A 15,837-nucleotide genomic window follows, 5' to 3' on the forward strand; every position below is an offset into this window, starting at 1 on the left:
CTCGATTCACCACACTCCGCTCACCCGAACACTCTCTCAAAAAACCACCACAATCCCGCCACCACGATCGCCGCCGAGATCCACCGCGCCCCGTGCCATCGGCGATACGCCGGCACGCGCCCCAGCAGCAGCAAGATCGGCAGCACCAGCGCCAGCACGGCCAGCTGGCCCGCCTCCACCCCGAGGTTGAAGAGCAGCAGCGCCGGCCCGACCTCCCCGGCCGGCAGCCCGAGCTCCGCCAGCACCCCCGCGAACCCGAACCCGTGGATGAACCCGAACGGCAGGGTGATCCGCCAGCGCCCGGCCGCGTCGGGCACGAAGAAATTTTCGACCCCGACGTACGCGATCGACAGCGCGATCGCCGGCTCGACCCATGCACCGCTCGGCGTCCAGATCCCCAGCGTCGCAAGAGCCAGGCTCAACGAGTGCCCGAGCGTGAACGCCGTGATCACCGCGATCAGCGAGCGCAGCTTGCCGCCGACCACCACCAATCCGAGCAGGAACACCAGGTGATCGGTCCCGATCAGGATGTGCTCCACCCCCAGCTCGAAGTACGCGGAGACCGGCCGCGTCGGCGCCTCGCCCTCCCCGCCCTCGACCGCGATCGTCGCCGACGGCGCGCGGGCCAGCAGCACCGGCTCGGCGAAGATGTCCTCGGGGCCAGCTCCGGGCCGGACGAACTGCCCCAGGTGGCGGTGCCCCGCCGCCAGCCCGGCGAACGACCACGTCAGCGTCAGCGTGCGCGGCGGCGCGGGGCAGTCGAAGCTGATCGCCACCGTCGCCCCGTCCTCCTCCGTCAGCCACGCCCGCACCGGCGCCCCCGCGCACGCCTCGCCATCGGCCGCCAGCCCCAGCGCCGCAGCCACCGGCCCCAACGCCGCGCTCGCGCCCGCCAGCTCCGCCTCGGTCAGCGTCCCGTCGCCGTCGCCGTCGAGCCCCGGCGCCAGCCCGCGCAGCTCCCCGCGCGCGAACGTCAGCTCGGCCGCGACCGCCTCGCCGTCGACCGTGTACACCCCGCGCGACAGCCCGACCTGGTGGGCCTCCGCGGTCCGCGGAACCACCAGACCCAAGAGACATGCCCCAATGACCATGCTCCAAGCGACATGTCCGAACGAGCCTGTCCTTGCGAACACATCTCTTGAAGGATGACGGCGTCGATGGTGCAGACGAGCTCTCCCCCGCCGAGGATACCCCATCTCCTCGGACCCTGGGATCAGAAGCGGATTCCGCCCGGGTCGACGCGAGCGCGACAGCTCAGCAACGGCAGGTGATCCTCGCGCGGGTCCAGCGACCCGAGCGCCGCCCGGGCGATACCGAACGACTCCTGGAGATCTTTCCCCTTGCCGATCGCACGATAGAGAGCGCGCGAGAAGATCCTCGCCGCTTCGTCGGAGATTCTTTCTCTCATCCCCACCACCGCGTCGACGCGCTCGGTCAGCACTGCCGTGGCCAGTCCGCTGAAACAAGCGTTGAGGACCACGCAGCGGGGTGGCTGGCGTAGCGCGCCGAGCAAACGCGCGAGAGCGTCGTAGCGCAGCCGGGTCGTCGATCCTTCCGCTCCGACGACCAGCATCGTCCCGTCCGAGCCGCCGTGACCCGCGAAGTGCAACAAGACCGGGTTGTGGTCGGTGATCAGATCGAAGGTCTGCTCCGCCGTGACGGACCACCCCCAGACCAACGAAAACCGCTCGCGGACAGGCCCCAGACCGAGCTCGTCTTCGATATCGCCTGCTTCTCTTGCGAGCTCGAGCGGAGCTTGACCCTCCGGACAGGCCATGAGCACGAGCGCGACCTGCTTGTCCGTGACCGGACCTCCCGGACCTCCCGCCGGAAACGGGTCGAGCCCGAGGCAAGCGACCGCGGCTGTCCGCAGCGCGTCGTCATGCTTCCGAAACTCCCCCAGGCGCAGAAACAGTTCCCGCTCGAGGTAGCCGAACTGGCGCAGCCGCTCGATCACGGCAAACACGTACTGGTCGACCCCCACCACCGAATCCGGCAACCCGGCGGCGATGTCCGCGTAGTGCATGGCGATGAACTGCCGCAAGTCGGGCAGCGATACCCGCTGGACGAGGTAGTGATGCAAGGGCTGAGGATACTGCGACACGGCTGCCATTACTCAGAAGTGTAGGCCACGGCAGCGACCGATCACCTTGCCGGACGCGTCCTCGCGCTTTCAGCTCAACAGCCCCAGAGCACCGCGATTTCCTCGATCTCCGCCGCCCGGCTGGGCCGCGCCCTGCGCAGCGCTTCGAATAAGTTCGCGTCTACTTTGCCATGCCGCTTCAAGACATCCATCACTTGGTGGGCGACTCCGGCGAGTTCGGCTTCCCAAAGGATTTCCTTGACGAGTGAACTCAAGGATTCGGTCATGGCGAACAATCGTCGAAGGTCGGCGCTCTCGAAGGACCTCGCTAAGAAGTCGACCAGCGCCTTCGCGGGTTCGGCGTCTCCTGCCCGGAGCTGGGGCGGCGCCGGCGACAAGAGGTCCAGAGTCGGCACGAACCCGCCCTTGTCGCGCTGATGGTCATAGACTCTCACGGGCGGATCCGCCTTGGGCAGGAAGCTCAGGCCGCACTGAACCGCCACGGCCACGGGCACGGCGGGGAACAGGTGGATCCGACAGCGTGGTCCGTGCGTCGCGCGAATTTTCGTCAGCAGATTCTGCCAGGCACTGGCGAAATCTTGCAGATGCGCCTCCGTGCGCACGGAGTCACGGCCCGGCTCCTCGACGGCGATCTCGTACATCGCACACGGACCCGGAGGCAGCACCGCCTCCGCCTCTTCCGGGTGCACCTTTCCGCTGATCGACAGTAACACCCCGACGTTCAAGCCTCGTGTTGTGTGGGTGACGACCTTGAAGGCCGACTGGTCCGGCCGCGAATCTCCCCACGTCCATCCAGCGGGCCTGTGGAACCGGTTGAACACCCGGATCTCCTGCTTTTCGCCCAAGGCCTCACCGAGCACCATCAGGAGCGGGATTGGTGCGAGACCGAACACACTGATGCGCCGCACCGACGACTGCGCGACCTGCTGCAAGAACCCGCTCACCTTGCGCCGGATTTCGGAGGCCAACAACTTCCACGTCGCGGGCTCGTCGTCAGAAACCTCGAGATATGCGAGGTCGATCTCCAGTCCTCCCGGGAGCGCCTCCCACGGCGGCAGGGCAGCCTGGATCTGCTCCTCGCTCCACAACCCCTTCTGACGGCCGATATTGGCGGAGAGGCGGATGACGTGGGTCTTCAGGGCGGGATCGTCCATGGCGCTCCTCGAAGTGCCCCCTCGCGGTCCGAACGATCACCTCGCCAGCGAGGTGATCGGTGAGGCGGGGCCGAGGCACCACGTCTCGACCCAGGAGGAACCCCGTGAAGAGCCTCAGCTCCAAGAGCCCATCGCATCGACGGCTGACCGCATTCGTCGAGTGGATCCGCACGCCCGACGATCGAGAAGAACGGATCAGGAACCAAGCCGACGAGGTACGGCGCCGTCTCCGCGGCAAGGCCGAGAGCGACGAGCTCGTCATCCGCTCCATGCCGTTCTCGGGCTCGTACGAGAAAGGCACGGGACTGCGGCGCCACATGCAGGGCGAGGCCGAGATCGAGGGTCAGGACGTCGACATCGCCATCGTCATCCATCCACGCAGTGTCCCCGAGGATGCTGACCGTGAGCGCCTGATCGAACGTTTCCTGAGCTACTTTCGCGCCAGCTACCCCGATACGCAGGCGTCAGCGACCCGCAGCTCCGTGCGGGTCGCCTTCGTGGGCAGCAAGGTGAATTTCGATCTCGTTCCGATGCTGGCGGTGGACGGCACCGACCGCGAACAGTTGCTGTTTCGCAGCAACGGTGAGCGCCGCCGGACCTCGATCCAGAACCACAGCGAATTCGTGCGGCGCCGCAACAAGCGCAGCAACGATTTGCCTGGCCGGGTAAAGTTCAACGAGTGCGTCCGGCTCGTCAAGTGGTGGCGTCACTACTGTGAGGGCAGCGCGCAACAGATCGAAGAGGTGCCCAGCATCCTCGTCGACCTGCTGTGCGCCAAGGCCTTTGACCAGCATGGCGTCGCCGCGACCTATACCGAGACGCTCGCCCGATGGTTCTCCACCATGGCGGATCTGGCCCTGCGCAAGCGCCTGGTCGCTTTTGACGACTTCGGTCCGGTCCCCGACCGCACCGTGGACGACCGCCAGTGGGCCGTCCTCGACCCCGTGAACCCGGACAACAACGTCCTGCCGATGGCCTGGAACAACCTGCACATCGCCGAGCTCGCCGACTGGCTGTCCACCGCCCGGGACCAGTGGGCCGAGGTCGAGAGCTTCGAAAGGGTCGACGAGGTCGACAAGTCGCGCCGGGTCCTTATCGAGCTGTTCGGCAATCCCTTCAAGCATCACGGAGAGCTGTGATGGCCTCGACCTTCACGAACACGGAGGCCTCGACCTTCACCGAGGCTCGCGCGAGGGCCGTCATGGTGAAGATCTTCGTGGACTTCACCGCCATGAAGAACGCCGGGCTCATCTCGGCCGCGCGGGCTGACAACTGGCACGAGGTGTTGTTGTTCGGCCTGTATCAGGAGGCTATCGAAATGTTCCAGGTCGCGTTCACGAGCCCGGCAGGCCAGCAATGGGCCTTGGACTATCAGATCAAGGACGACGGCTCGGTCGCCACCGATCAGCGCCCTGGTGGCAACAATTACGCCGTTTTTCCTCAGGGGACCTCGGTCTGCCTGACCGTGCGAATGCGTCAGAAAGCGCGTGGCCGCCAGAAAGTCCTCGACTTCATGAAGCAGCATGGTTGGGGCATGGAAGGCACCATCTTGACCGGCGACGCCTACGTCGACCGCCAATATTCCCAGAACGGTTACGGCGTGACCCGCACCAAAGTAGGAGAATGGAAATGAGTGAGTTGACCCTCCTGGAGACCAAACACCCCGACAAGTCCGCGAGGCGCCGGTTCGAGGGCCTCGTCGGCATCGACGCTCAGAAGCAACGCCTTCTCGACGACCTGGTCCTGATGTTCGCGCCGAAAGAGTTCGAAGATTGGCGCGCTCGGCATCATCCCCGCGGCCTTCCCTTCGCCGACGCGGGGGCTGCCAGCAGCCGCTTGCTGCTGTTGTCGGGCGAGGTCGGCTGCGGCAAGACGGCGCTCGCGTCCTCCGTGGCGACGCCGCTGGCGGAGCGGCTCGAGCAGCGGGTCCTCGTACTCGAGACGCCCTCCGACATCCGTGGCTGGGGCAAGGTCGGCGAGATCTCGGCGCGCCTCACCGACGCGTTCACGCAGGCCAAGGCCCGCGCGCGTGAATTTGATGCTGCCCTCCTCATCATCGACGAGGCCGACGACTTGGCTACCAGCCGCGCGCAGATGCAGGCCCACCACGAGGATCGCGCCGGACTCAACGTCCTCCTCAAGCAGCTGGACTTGCTGGCGCGCGAGAAAGTCCAACTGGTGACCGTGCTCATCACCAACCGAGCATCCGCGCTCGATCCGGCGCTCCTTCGTCGAGCGGCATCACACCTGAAGTTCACCCGCCCCGATGCCGACGCCCGGGCGGCTCTGTTCCACTCCATGCTGCACAAGACCTCGACCACGGAGCGCGACATCAAGGCTCTGGTCGAGGCCAGCGAGCGCGAGGTTCCCTTCAGCTACTCGGATCTGACCGAGCGCCTCGGCCGTCAGGCGCTCCGCCGGGCATGGAGCGCCGATCGTGCGTTCGACGCCGCCATCCTGCGGGAGACGCTCGCGGAGTTGGAGCCCTCACCGCTCATCGAGGTCGCGTGACCGGCGCTGGCCGGGTGAGCGAACCCCCTCGCCGCAATTAAAAAGCGCTTCAAAACCGGTGAGGGCCTGAAGCAGCGAACCCGAGCGGGGCTCGGCGGTGATATGTCGCGCGCGGATAGTGTGTGTGCTGCCGGCGCGACTTCCGGCATCACGGTCTCGCGGGGGTAGTCGCCGGCCCGGGCCGACCCGTCACGGGTCGGCGCACGATTTTTTGATTTTCTTTTGCTGGCGGCTTCTCGGCCTTGCCGGCCCCGGGCTTGTCGAACTCCGGGCCCAGCGACGCCGCGCCTTCGCGGCGGATGTCGTCCATGATCACCGGGAAATCGGCCTGGGTCACCGTCGTGCCCTCTGCGAGCGGCAGCGGGAAATTCTTCGGCAGCCAGGTGCCGAACTCGAACTCGACGGTCACGAGGTCGGAGATCTCCCGCTCGCCGATCCGGTGGTCGATGACCAGCGGCAGCGGCGGCGGCTGGCCGGAGCAGGCCTCACGGATCGCCGGAGCCGACACCAGCCACGCCGGCACCTGCGGCTCGGTATGGATATAGCGTCGCGTCACCAGCGTGAACTCCGGCACCCGCTTGCTCGAGTCCCACCACAGCCCGTCGACCGCCTGCATCGCCGCTCGTGCCCCGTCCTTCGACACCACCCCGAGGCGGCGCAGGCCCTCGCGGATCCACGCCTGCATCGCCAGGTCGTACTCCTCGCGCGAGCGGATCTCGCCCGCCAGGATCAGCCCCGTCGCCAGGTTGATGCCGAGCACGTTCGAGTACACGTCCTCCGGCGAGAACGACGACAGCCGCTCCGACACGCCCGGCACGCTCTCGAAGCCGTACCACGTGACCACCTCGTGCCACGTCGACAGCTGATAGACCGCCCAGCTCGCCAGCATGGCCGCCGTCTTCCACCGCCCGTGGCGCGCCAGCAGCCCCTCCGGCAGCGGCTTCACCACCACCCGCCGCTTCGTGCCCTCCTCTGGCCAATCGATGGTCGCCCCGTCGGGCAATCGTCGCACCAGCTGCAGCGTCAAGAACAGCGTGCGGTCGGCCATGTCGCGCACGTGGGCGATGTCGAGGAACCCGCCGCGGCAGGTGTAGACCAGCCCGTTGCGCTCGCGCGTCGCCTCGCCCTTGTCGTAGCCGTGCGGCCCGATCTCCTCCGGCGCGCGGATGTTCTCGTTCTTGTACAGCGGCACCGGCACCGGCCCGACCTCCGCCCGCAGGTCCTGGCCGAACGCGCAGCACGGCCGCAGCTTCTTCGGTGGGTCGAACACCGGCACGCTGGCCGGGTCGAAGCTCGTCCCGACGTCGGCCGGGTCTCGCAGCGCGCGCGCGACCTCGCGGCTGTCGACCATCAGCGGCGCCTGCCACGTCGGCGCGCACGCCGAGAGCACGGCGACGATCGGTGCAAGCAATCGCCCGAGGGCGATTCGCCCGGCCCTTCTGGGTATGACGGCACTCGCGTGTGCGCTTCGCACGGTCTATGCTCTGATCGCGACATGCACGTCCGGCAATGTCTGGTGCTCCTCCTCGTCTGCAGCGCGCTCGGCCTGGGCGTCACGCTGGCGCTGGGCGTGACCTATTCCGACCGCCTCTCGTCGCACGCCACCGGCTTCTTCGCTGTCGAGGTCGACGACGCGATCGCCGCGAACGCCGAGCCGCGTAGACCGCGCCGCAGCGTGCTCGTGGTCGTCGACGGTCTGGGTCACGAGGCCGCGCGGACCATGGGCGCGATCGCGCTCCTGCGCGAGCACGGTCAGTGCCGCAAGACCGCCGTCGGCGTGCCCTCGATGTCGCGGCCGGTCTACGCCACGATCTCCACCGGCCTCGAGCAGGACCGCACCGGCGCCCGCGGCAACGACGACGAGTCGCCCCTGTTCGCGCGATCGATCTGGCAGCAGGCCCGCGCCGCCGGCCTCTCGGTCGCCGCCGTCAGCGAGCTGACATGGTGGCAGGACCTTTTCCCCGGCGCCTTCACCAGCTACGCCGTGCTCGGCCTCGAGGATGACTACTTCGCCGCGCTCCCGCCGGCCGACCTCCAGCTCGTCCACCCGCTCTACGTCGACGAGGCCGGCCACGAGTTCGGGGCCGCCTCGCCGGAGTACGCCGAAGCGGTCGCGCGCGCCGATCGCGAGCTCGGCGGCCTGCTGCGCGGCCTCGACTTCAGCCAGGACCTCGTGGTCCTCACCGCCGACCACGGCCACTCGCTGCGCGGCGGCCACGGCGGCGACCAGGACGCGATCGCCAATGTCATGACTTGCCACGCCGGCTTCGGCGTCCGCCGCGACCCAGACTACGGCCATTTGCGAATCACCACAGTCGCCCCGTCCTTGGCGCTGCTGCTCGGCCTGCCGTTCCCGAACCACATGCGCGCCGGCGACGACGACCTCGACGCCCTGTGGGCCATCGTCGACCCGTCGGCCTTCCCGGCCGCCTACCTCGAAGATCGCCGCGCCGCCGTCGAGCGGTTCCGCCGCGCCAACGAGGACGCCGTGCGCGCCTGGCTGCCCGCGACCGGCGGCAGCTGGGACGCCTTTTACGACGCCTACCGCCAGCGCCACCGCAGCGGCGCGCGGGTGCTGGTCGCCGCCCTGGCGCTGGTGTGCCTGCTCCACCTCTACCTCCACCGCCGGCGCGAGCGACAGGGCGAGGCCCGCAGCGCCGCCCTGTTCGGGCTCGGCTTCGTCGCGGTGTTCGGGGCCGTCACCTACGCCCTGCAGGTCGGCCTGCGCGGCAGCTTCGACCTCAGCTCGGTCGCCGGCCGCGGCGAGTTCATCGGCTTCACCCTCACCCTCGGCGTCGGCTGGACCGCCCTCGCCGTGCTGGTCCACTGGCTGGCGCGCCGCGACGCCTGCGCCCTGATGCTCGATCTCGCCGCGATCCTGGTGATCGGCTCGGTCCTCGGCGCCGCCCACCCGCTGATCCTCGGCTGGCGCCTCGGCTTCCCGGTCCCCTCGCCGACGGTCTATTTCTTCCCCTACTTCGCCGCCCTGATGATCCCCGCGGTCGCCGGCGTCGCCGTGATCGTCGCCGCCGTGGTCGGCCTGCGCCCGCTGCGGCGCCGCTCGGACATGATCGCCAGGACATGACGGAATGGACATGCCCGATGGGGCATGTCACCGAGGACATGCCCCATCGGACATGTCCTTCAGCTCACCCGGCGGATGCGGAACGGCAGCATCGTCTGGACCAGCGGCGAGCAGAAGCGTGCCAGTGACAGCGACTCGTGGACCGCCCGCACCGGCACCTGGCCGACGCGGGTGGCCACCTGGGTGCGCGCGTAGAACGGCGTGTCCTCGAGCGTGCGGATGACGGTGGCGGGGGCCCCGTCGGTCCGGGTCGAGCGGGGGATCCACCAGCGGGTGCGGCCGAGCTTCATCGCGTGCGAAGCGGCCAGCGGCTCGACCTGGCCGTCGGCGTGGAACACCCGCCCGAGCTGCAGCTGGCTGCCGTCGCAGCGGCGGGCGTCGTACAGCACCACCGTGCGGTCCGGCAGGGCCGCGCGCGACCAGTTCCAGTCGACGAACGCCGCCTCGAGCGGCTCCTCGCCGAAGTTCGCGTCGTGGTAGCCGGTCCCGCGCAGCGTCAGCGCCGGCGCCGACAGCTCGGCCACCACGTGCGCGTGCGGGGCCGCCGGGTACCACCTGTGACGGCCGCGGGCGTCGAGCCGCTCCGGGCTGTCGGGGAACGCCGACGGGTACAGGCGCACCGTCCCCGTCACCCGCTGCCCGAGCACCGCCGTGCGCTCGTCGAAGCGGACCACCAGGCAATCGCCCTCCCACGCCATCGAGCTGCTGCCGACCTGCAGCCGGTCCGGCCGGCGCTCGACCTCGCTGGCGCCGTACTCGGAGAACACCCACGCGTCGCTGCCTGGCCCGTACAGCGCCACGTTGATCGCACAGTGCTCCATCGGGTCGGCCGCGCCCGCCGGGGCCTTCGCGCGGGCCTTGGCGTAGTACGGCGAGAACACGCTGCCGACGAAGGCGATGATCGTCAGTCCGTGGCGGCCGTCGTCGCTGAGCGCGTCGAGGTACCACCAGCCGTAGCCGCCCGGAGGGACCACCCGGTCGAACAGAGGCCCGCGCACGCCGTCGCCGCGGCGAACCGCCCGCTCAGGGTCGCCATCGGCACCCCCGCCCCCGGATGCACGCTGCCCCCGGCCACATACAGCCCCGGCAGCTTCGTCGTCGCCGTCGGCCGCCCCAGCGCGTCCAGCAGCCCCCGCGTCGCCGTCCCGTACAGCCCCCCGCCCGAGCCGGGGAACCTCGCCGCGAAGTCGTCGGGCGTCGTCACCCGCGGCGGCTCCGCGGGCGCCATCGACAACCCGCAGCGCTCGATCACTCGCCATGTCGCTCGTTCGCATGCCTCGATCTCCCTCGCCGTGAGCCACCCTTCGCCACCGCGTGGCGGCGCGTTCACCAGTACGAACAGGCGCTCCCCCGCGACCGGGACGCCGTCTCCCTGGCGGTCCGGCGCACACACATAGACCGTCGGCTCGGCCGGGAGCGCCCCGCGGTCCATCAGGGCCGTGAACTCGGCCGCGTAGTCCCGCGAGAACAGCACGTTGTGATAGGCCAGCGGCCAGCCGCCGGTCTGCCCGCGCAGGCACCACGTCACCGCCGACAGCGACCGCCGCGACCGCGGGGGCGCCTTCACGGCCCGGGCCGCCGCCGGGCCGAGCCGGCCGTCGCCCAGCGCCGCCAGGTCGCCGGCGAAGATCACCGCCTCCGCCGGCACCCGCTCGCCCGACGCCAGCCGGACCGCCCGCACGCACGAATCGGCCTCGATCGCCGCCACCTCGGCCTCGCAGCGGATCTCCGCCCCGTGGCGGCGGGCCAGCTCGGCCACCGCCCCCGTCAGCGCCGACATCCCGCCCACCGGGGCCCACACCCCGGTCTGCTCGACGTGGGCGATCAGGTTGAGGGTCGCCGGCGCCTCGAACGGGCTGCTGCCGTAGTAGGTCGCGTAGCGGGCGAACAGCTGGCGCAGCCGCGGATCCCGGAAATAATCGCCGAGGGACTTCCACATCGTGCGGTGGAAATCGAGCCCGAGGGCCCCCGGCAGCCCGCGCAGCCCGAGCGAGCCGACCAGGCTCGTCAACGTCGGCTGCGCGGCGCGGATGAACGGACCCTGGACTTTCTGGTAGATCGCCTCTGTATGGCGGCAGAACGCGAGGTACCCGGAGGCGTCGGCCGCCGAGGCGAAGCGGGAGATGGCCGCCGCCGTGGCCTCGCGGTCCGCGTACAGGTCGAGCCGTTCGCCGTCCTGCCACGCGTGTCGCGCCAGCACCGACAGCGCTTGCAGGTGCACGTGGTCCGCCAGCGCATCGTCCGCGTCGGCGAACAGCGCCTCGAACACCCAGCGCATCGTCAGCACCGTCGGCCCCGCGTCGACCGGCTGGCCTCCGACCCACTCCTGGCGCACCTTGCCGCCGACCTCCGTGCCGCGCTCGAGCAGCAGCACCGCCGCCCCCCGGCGGGCACAATCCACCGCCGCCGCCAGGCCTCCGGCCCCGCCGCCGATCACGACCACGCGGGGGCTGTGCTTCGCCACCATCATGACTGTCGCCAAATTATCGCGACCACTCCAGGTTTCAAGTCTTTGTCCAACGATCGGCCCTTTCATTGACAATCCTTGAACAAGCGAGCACACTTTTGCGCCTAACTCTGACCTATGGGCGGCCCGGGCGGGCCTGAGCAGCGGCCATGGAATCTCGACGGCGCATCGACCGAGCCCTCAAGACCTGCCTCGACCTGGCGACGGCGCCACCCTGTCCGCCGCGCCTGGGGGATGCCATGCGCCACGCCGTCTTCCCGGGCGGCGCGCGATTTCGCCCCGAGTTCTGTCTCGCCGTCGCCGAGGCTTGCGGCGCCGCCCACCCGGCGATGGCCGACGCCGCCGCGGCTGCCGTCGAGCTGCTGCACTGCGCCTCGCTGGTCTACGACGACCTGCCGTGTTTCGACGACGCCGCCGTCCGCCGCGGCCACGCCACCGTGCACGCCGCCTTCGGCGAGGAGCTGGCGATCCTCGCCGGCAACGCCCTCATCGTGCTCGCCTTCGACGCCCTCGCCCGCGCCAGCGGCTCGCACCCGCACCTCTTGCCCGGCCTCTTGCGCGTGGTCGCCCGCGGAGTCGGCGGGCCTGCGGGCATCGTCGCCGGCCAGGGCTGGGAGTCCGAGGCCGGCCAGGGCGACCTCGGCCGTTACCACCGGGCCAAGACCGGCGCCCTGTTCGAGGCCGCCGTGATCGCCGGCGCCATGACCGGCGGCGGCGACCCCCTGCAGTGGACCGGCCTCGGCTATCGCCTGGGCGAGGCCTACCAGATCGCCGACGACATCCGCGACGCCTACGGCCGGCCCGAGCTGCTCGGCAAGCCGGTCGGCCAGGACCGCGCCCATCACCGGCCCTCCGCCGTGCGCGAGCTGGGCCTCGGCGGCGCCACCAGCCACCTCGGCGAGCTCGTCGACCAGGCCGCCGGACGGATCCCCGCCTGCGCCGGCCGCAGCGACCTCCTGGCCCACCTCCGCCGCTGGTCCGAGCAGCTGCTCGCCGCCCCTCCGCCGCTCGCCGCCAGCCTCCCGTGATTTGGCCCCGCGACGGCTCAGCCCCCCTGCGGAGCCGCGAAACGCCGCCCGCAGCCCTCGCGGCCCCTCGCGCCGGCCCCTCGCGCCGACCCCTCGAGCCTCGCGGAGCGCCGCCGGGACAGCGGTCTCGGCGGCGACGCGGCGGCTGGTCTCACGGTCCCGCACCTGCTTTCCCGCGGCCCTGGCGAGGCTCGCTCGCCTCACCGCTCGCCCCCGGCGCATTCGCCCTCGCTCGGCCCCGATCCTCGCGCAGACTCTCCTCTCTCACCCGAAATTTCCCATGACTCGACCGCCGCCGACCTTGCGCGCGCAGAAGCAGGCCGTCCCGCACGCCTTCGACCGCGTCGCCGCCCGCTACGACCTCCTCACCGGCATGAACCCCGGCTACAGCCGGCACCTCGAGCGCAGCGCCGAGCGCATGCGCGTCCCCGACGAGGCTGCCCTTTTGGACCTGTGCTGTGGGACAGGTCTCTCCACCCTCGCGCTCGTGCGCACCTACCCGCGCGCCCGCATCACCGGCCTCGACGCCTCGCAGGGCATGCTCGACCTGGCCCGCAAGAAGCCCGAGCTCACCGGCGTCCGCTTCCTCCACGGCGACGCCATGGACCCCGCGGCCCACGGCGCCGACGGCCCCTTCGACGGCATCCTCATGGCCTACGGCATCCGCAACATGCCGGACCCTGACCTGTGCCTGCGCCGGCTCTTGCCCCTGCTCAAGCCCGGCGGCGTCGTCTGCTTCCACGAGTACAGCGTGCGCGACTCGCTGCGGGCCCACCTGGTGTGGAACGCCGTGTGCCTCGGCATCATCATCCCAGCCGGCCTCGTCACCTCGCCCGGCTCCGACATCTACCGCTACCTGCGCCGCAGCGTGAACGCCTTCGACGGCGCCGCCGCCTTCCAGCGGCGCCTGCAGGCGGCCGGCTTCTGCGACACCCAGGCCGCCAGCATGGACGGCTGGCAGGAGGGCATCGTCCACACCTTCCTGGCCCGCCGCCCCGGCTGAGCCATACCTGGGACCGGGCCGCCCGCGCCGCCTGTCCCCGGGGACATCTCCCCAACCTGTCCCCGAACGCCAGGCCTCCGGGCTCATCCTCACCGACCTGTCCCCGAGGACATCCGACCTCCAGGGTGCCCTCATAACCTGTCCCCGAGGACACCCGACCTCAGCGCCCACCGACCTGTCCCGGGGACATCCCAACTCCGGGGCCGCTCTCACCGGCCCACCTCGAGGATCTCCGAGCCCGACCTCGCCTGCCTGTTCCCCCGACCTCGCCGACCGAGGACATCCGGCCTCCGCACCCATCCTCGCCGACCTGTCCCCGGGGACATTCACCATACCTGCCCCGAGAGACATTTCTCCAATTCACGCCCTCACGGCCGACCCGCCCCAAGCCATGCTCGGAATCTCTCGCCGCCCCGCAAACGCCCCCGACCGCCGCGCCCCTCTCGCCTTGCCGCGGCCGCTCGAAGTCCTCGTCGTCGGCGGCGGCATCGCCGGGCTCGCGGCCGCCACGATCCTCGCCGAGCGAGGCGCGCGGGTCACCGTGCTCGAGCCCGACAATTTCCTCGGCGGCCGCGCCGGCGCCTGGAGCGACACCCTCGCCGACGGCAGCGCCTTCGAGATGGAGCGGGGCTTCCACGCCTTTTTCCGCCAGTACTACAATTTGCGCGCCTGGCTGCGGCGCATCGATCCGTCGCTCGGCTTCCTCCGCCCGGTCGAGGACTACCCGCTGCTCGGCCCCGGCGGCCTGCGCGAGTCGTTCGCCGGCCTGCCCAAGCTGCCGATCTGGAACCTCGTCAGCCTCATCCGTCGCAGCAGCAGCATGACCCTGCGCGACGCCCTGCGGGTCGACGACACCTGCGGGCGCGCCATCATGGCCTACGACCCGGTCGCCACCTACGCCCAGTTCGACCGCCAAAGCGCCCAGGCCTTCCTCGACAAGCTCGGCTTCCCGCCGCAGGCGCGGCAGATGCTGTTCGATGTCTTTTCCCACTCCTTCTTCAACCCCGAGCAGGAGTTCAGCGCCGCCGAGCTGCTGATGATGTTCCACTTCTACTTCGTCGGTAACCCCGAGGGCATCGTCTTCGACGTCGCCGACGGCCCGTTCTCGAAGTCGATCTGGCAGCCGATGGCCGCCGTGCTCGAGCGCCGCGGCGTCCGCTTGTGCCTCGGCGAGGGCGCCGTCCATATCGACCGCGGGCCCGACGGCCGCCATCGGATCACCAGCTCCAAAGGCCAGGTCCACCACGCCGACGTGTGCATCCTCGCCGCCAGCGTGCCCGGCCTGCAGCAGCTCGTCGCCGACTCGCCCGGCCTCGGCCAACCGCGCGGCGCCGCCCCCGAAGATCCCGGCATCGGCCACTGCTGGCGCGAGCAGGTCGCCGCCCAGTCCGTCACCGCGCGCTTCGCCGTGTGGCGGCTGTGGCTCGACCGCCCGTGCGCCCCCGGCCGCGCCGCCTTTGTCGGCACCACCGGCCTCGGCCTCGTCGACAACATCTCGCTCTACCACCTGTTCGAGGACGAGAGCCGCGACTGGGCCGCGCGCACCGGCGGCAGCGTCGTCGAGCTGCACGCCTACGCCCTCCCCGGCGACGTCGACGACGACGCCATCCAGGCCGACCTGCGGCGCGCCCTCCACGAGCTCTACCCCGAGACCCGCGCCGCCAGGGTCCTCGACGAGCGCTTCTTCGTGCGCCAGGACTGCCCCGCCTTCCGCCCCGGCAGCCACCCGCAGCGCCTCCGCGTCGACACCTCCGACCCCACCCTCCACCTCGCCGGCGATTTCGTCCACACCCCGTTCCCGACCGCCCTGATGGAGCGCGCCGCCAGCACCGGCATCCTCGCCGCCAACCACGTGCTCCACCACCACGGCGCCGCCGAGGAGCCGCTGTGGTCCGTCCCCCCGCGCGGCCCGCTGGCCCGCCTCATCCACCGCAAGGGCCTGCGCAGCCCGGGGTGACCGCCTGTCCGAAGGGACAGGCCACCGCCACGAGCCGGCTCGTCGTCGGCCTCACTCCGCACCTGTCCGAACGGACAGGCACCTGGACGCGCCCACGAGCGTCGCCGGCTCGTCTTCGGCCTCACTCCGAACCTGTCCGAACGGACAGGCACCTGGCCGCGCCCACGAGCGCCGCGCTGGCTCGCCGTCGGCATCATCCCACCTGACCGAACGGACAGGTCCTTCTCGCCGCCCCGAGCGCGACCGCAGCACCTGCCCGAGCCCGCGGGATCGACCCGCCCCTTCCCCGCGCGATCGCAGCAATCCGCGCACGCTCGCGGGCCCGTCGCCCTCGCGCCGCGTCCTTGTCGGTTGCGCACGACAGGACGAATCCCCGACCCCGCCCTCGTGGACGCGCGGGCTCGCTGGCGCGCGGGCGCCAGTGGTTCGGCGCCGCGCCTCGCCGGCCGGCGAATATACCGAGCCGCGAACCCTCGCAGATCGCCCGGAACCTGCGCCTCTGTCCATGCACGCGCGTGTCGCAGGACA

The 15,837-nt window shown here is 70.6% G+C and carries 13 protein-coding genes; 7 read left to right on the plus strand and 6 right to left on the minus strand.

All coding sequences use genetic code 11. The annotated features are described in order from the left end of the window. Positions 1 to 20 precede the first annotated feature (20 nt). The 3 genes from POL25_RS30760 to POL25_RS30770 all read right to left on the minus strand — a co-directional run bounded on the left by POL25_RS30760 (position 21) and on the right by POL25_RS30770 (position 3,258). Positions 21 to 1,061, minus strand: coding sequence for a HupE/UreJ family protein (locus tag POL25_RS30760; RefSeq protein ID WP_272089831.1), 1,041 nt, complete (start codon positions 1,059 to 1,061; stop codon positions 21 to 23). 152 nt (positions 1,062 to 1,213) lie between these two features. Next, positions 1,214 to 2,083, minus strand: coding sequence for a CHAT domain-containing protein (locus POL25_RS30765; protein WP_272089832.1), 870 nt, complete (start codon positions 2,081 to 2,083; stop codon positions 1,214 to 1,216). Between the two features lie 95 nt (positions 2,084 to 2,178). Beyond that, positions 2,179 to 3,258: an SAVED domain-containing protein gene (locus POL25_RS30770; protein ID WP_272089833.1), complete on the minus strand. Its 1,080-nt coding sequence runs from the start codon at positions 3,256 to 3,258 to the stop codon at positions 2,179 to 2,181. Between the two features lie 104 nt (positions 3,259 to 3,362). On the opposite strand from POL25_RS30770, the gene POL25_RS30775 reads away from it, so the two are divergent. Genes POL25_RS30775 through POL25_RS30785 form a run of 3 tightly spaced genes read left to right on the plus strand, consistent with a single transcriptional unit; the run spans position 3,363 to position 5,769 of the window. Beyond that, entirely contained in the window at positions 3,363 to 4,397 is a 1,035-nt protein-coding gene (locus tag POL25_RS30775; protein WP_272089834.1) for a CBASS oligonucleotide cyclase, read from the plus strand. Beyond that, complete coding sequence (locus tag POL25_RS30780; RefSeq protein WP_272089835.1) at positions 4,397 to 4,891, plus strand: HORMA-1 domain-containing protein; 495 nt, start codon at positions 4,397 to 4,399, stop codon at positions 4,889 to 4,891. The genes POL25_RS30775 and POL25_RS30780 overlap by 1 nt, the downstream gene beginning before the upstream one ends. Next, the gene (locus tag POL25_RS30785) at positions 4,888 to 5,769 is read left to right on the plus strand and encodes an AAA family ATPase (protein WP_272089836.1); all 882 of its coding nucleotides are present in this window, start codon (positions 4,888 to 4,890) and stop codon (positions 5,767 to 5,769) included. Before POL25_RS30780 ends, POL25_RS30785 begins: the two co-directional genes overlap by 4 nt. 148 nt (positions 5,770 to 5,917) lie before the next feature. Here POL25_RS30785 and POL25_RS30790 read toward each other — a convergent pair whose 3' ends face one another. Continuing rightward, positions 5,918 to 7,159: a DUF4056 domain-containing protein gene (locus POL25_RS30790; RefSeq protein ID WP_272089837.1), complete on the minus strand. Its 1,242-nt coding sequence runs from the start codon at positions 7,157 to 7,159 to the stop codon at positions 5,918 to 5,920. Positions 7,160 to 7,264: 105 nt separating this feature from the next. Between POL25_RS30790 and POL25_RS30795 the strand changes: the two genes are divergently transcribed. Then, positions 7,265 to 8,854: an alkaline phosphatase family protein gene (locus POL25_RS30795; RefSeq protein ID WP_272089838.1), complete on the plus strand. Its 1,590-nt coding sequence runs from the start codon at positions 7,265 to 7,267 to the stop codon at positions 8,852 to 8,854. 59 nt (positions 8,855 to 8,913) lie between these two features. Here the strand turns inward: POL25_RS30795 and POL25_RS30800 are convergent, their stop codons facing one another. Together POL25_RS30800 and crtD are read right to left on the minus strand one after the other, a co-directional pair. Next, positions 8,914 to 9,828, minus strand: a complete 915-nt coding sequence (locus POL25_RS30800; protein ID WP_272089839.1) for a carotenoid 1,2-hydratase family protein — start codon at positions 9,826 to 9,828, stop codon at positions 8,914 to 8,916. Next, positions 9,759 to 11,321 (minus strand): 1-hydroxycarotenoid 3,4-desaturase CrtD, encoded by a 1,563-nt coding sequence (crtD, locus tag POL25_RS30805; RefSeq protein ID WP_373372136.1) that lies wholly within the window; start codon positions 11,319 to 11,321, stop codon positions 9,759 to 9,761. Before crtD ends, POL25_RS30800 begins: the two co-directional genes overlap by 70 nt. Before the next feature lie 149 nt (positions 11,322 to 11,470). On the opposite strand from crtD, the gene POL25_RS30810 reads away from it, so the two are divergent. The 3 genes from POL25_RS30810 to POL25_RS30820 all read left to right on the plus strand — a co-directional run bounded on the left by POL25_RS30810 (position 11,471) and on the right by POL25_RS30820 (position 15,309). Beyond that, a complete protein-coding gene (locus POL25_RS30810; RefSeq protein ID WP_272089841.1) occupies positions 11,471 to 12,349 on the plus strand; it encodes a polyprenyl synthetase family protein in 879 nt (292 codons plus the stop codon). Between the two features lie 280 nt (positions 12,350 to 12,629). Continuing rightward, positions 12,630 to 13,352, plus strand: coding sequence for a class I SAM-dependent methyltransferase (locus POL25_RS30815; protein WP_272089842.1), 723 nt, complete (start codon positions 12,630 to 12,632; stop codon positions 13,350 to 13,352). A 391-nt stretch (positions 13,353 to 13,743) separates the two neighbouring features. Next, positions 13,744 to 15,309: an FAD-dependent oxidoreductase gene (locus tag POL25_RS30820; protein WP_272089843.1), complete on the plus strand. Its 1,566-nt coding sequence runs from the start codon at positions 13,744 to 13,746 to the stop codon at positions 15,307 to 15,309. Positions 15,310 to 15,837: the final 528 nt, after the last annotated feature.

The sequence above is a fragment of the Nannocystis bainbridge genome (assembly GCF_028368995.1).
Taxonomy (GTDB): domain Bacteria; phylum Myxococcota_A; class Polyangia; order Nannocystales; family Nannocystaceae; genus Nannocystis; species Nannocystis bainbridge.

Excerpts from the sequence above, each read along its gene's own strand:
- POL25_RS30795 (WP_272089838.1), top strand. The coding sequence starts at position 7,265 with ATGCACGTCCGGCAATGTCTGGTGCTCCTCCTCGTCTGCAGCGCGCTC.
- crtD (WP_373372136.1), bottom strand. The coding sequence starts at position 11,321 with ATGGTGGCGAAGCACAGCCCCCGCGTGGTCGTGATCGGCGGCGGGGCC.
- POL25_RS30820 (WP_272089843.1), top strand. The coding sequence starts at position 13,744 with ATGCTCGGAATCTCTCGCCGCCCCGCAAACGCCCCCGACCGCCGCGCC.
- POL25_RS30780 (WP_272089835.1), top strand. The coding sequence starts at position 4,397 with ATGGCCTCGACCTTCACGAACACGGAGGCCTCGACCTTCACCGAGGCT.
- POL25_RS30810 (WP_272089841.1), top strand. The coding sequence starts at position 11,471 with ATGGAATCTCGACGGCGCATCGACCGAGCCCTCAAGACCTGCCTCGAC.
- POL25_RS30770 (WP_272089833.1), bottom strand. The coding sequence starts at position 3,258 with ATGGACGATCCCGCCCTGAAGACCCACGTCATCCGCCTCTCCGCCAAT.
- POL25_RS30785 (WP_272089836.1), top strand. The coding sequence starts at position 4,888 with ATGAGTGAGTTGACCCTCCTGGAGACCAAACACCCCGACAAGTCCGCG.
- POL25_RS30815 (WP_272089842.1), top strand. The coding sequence starts at position 12,630 with ATGACTCGACCGCCGCCGACCTTGCGCGCGCAGAAGCAGGCCGTCCCG.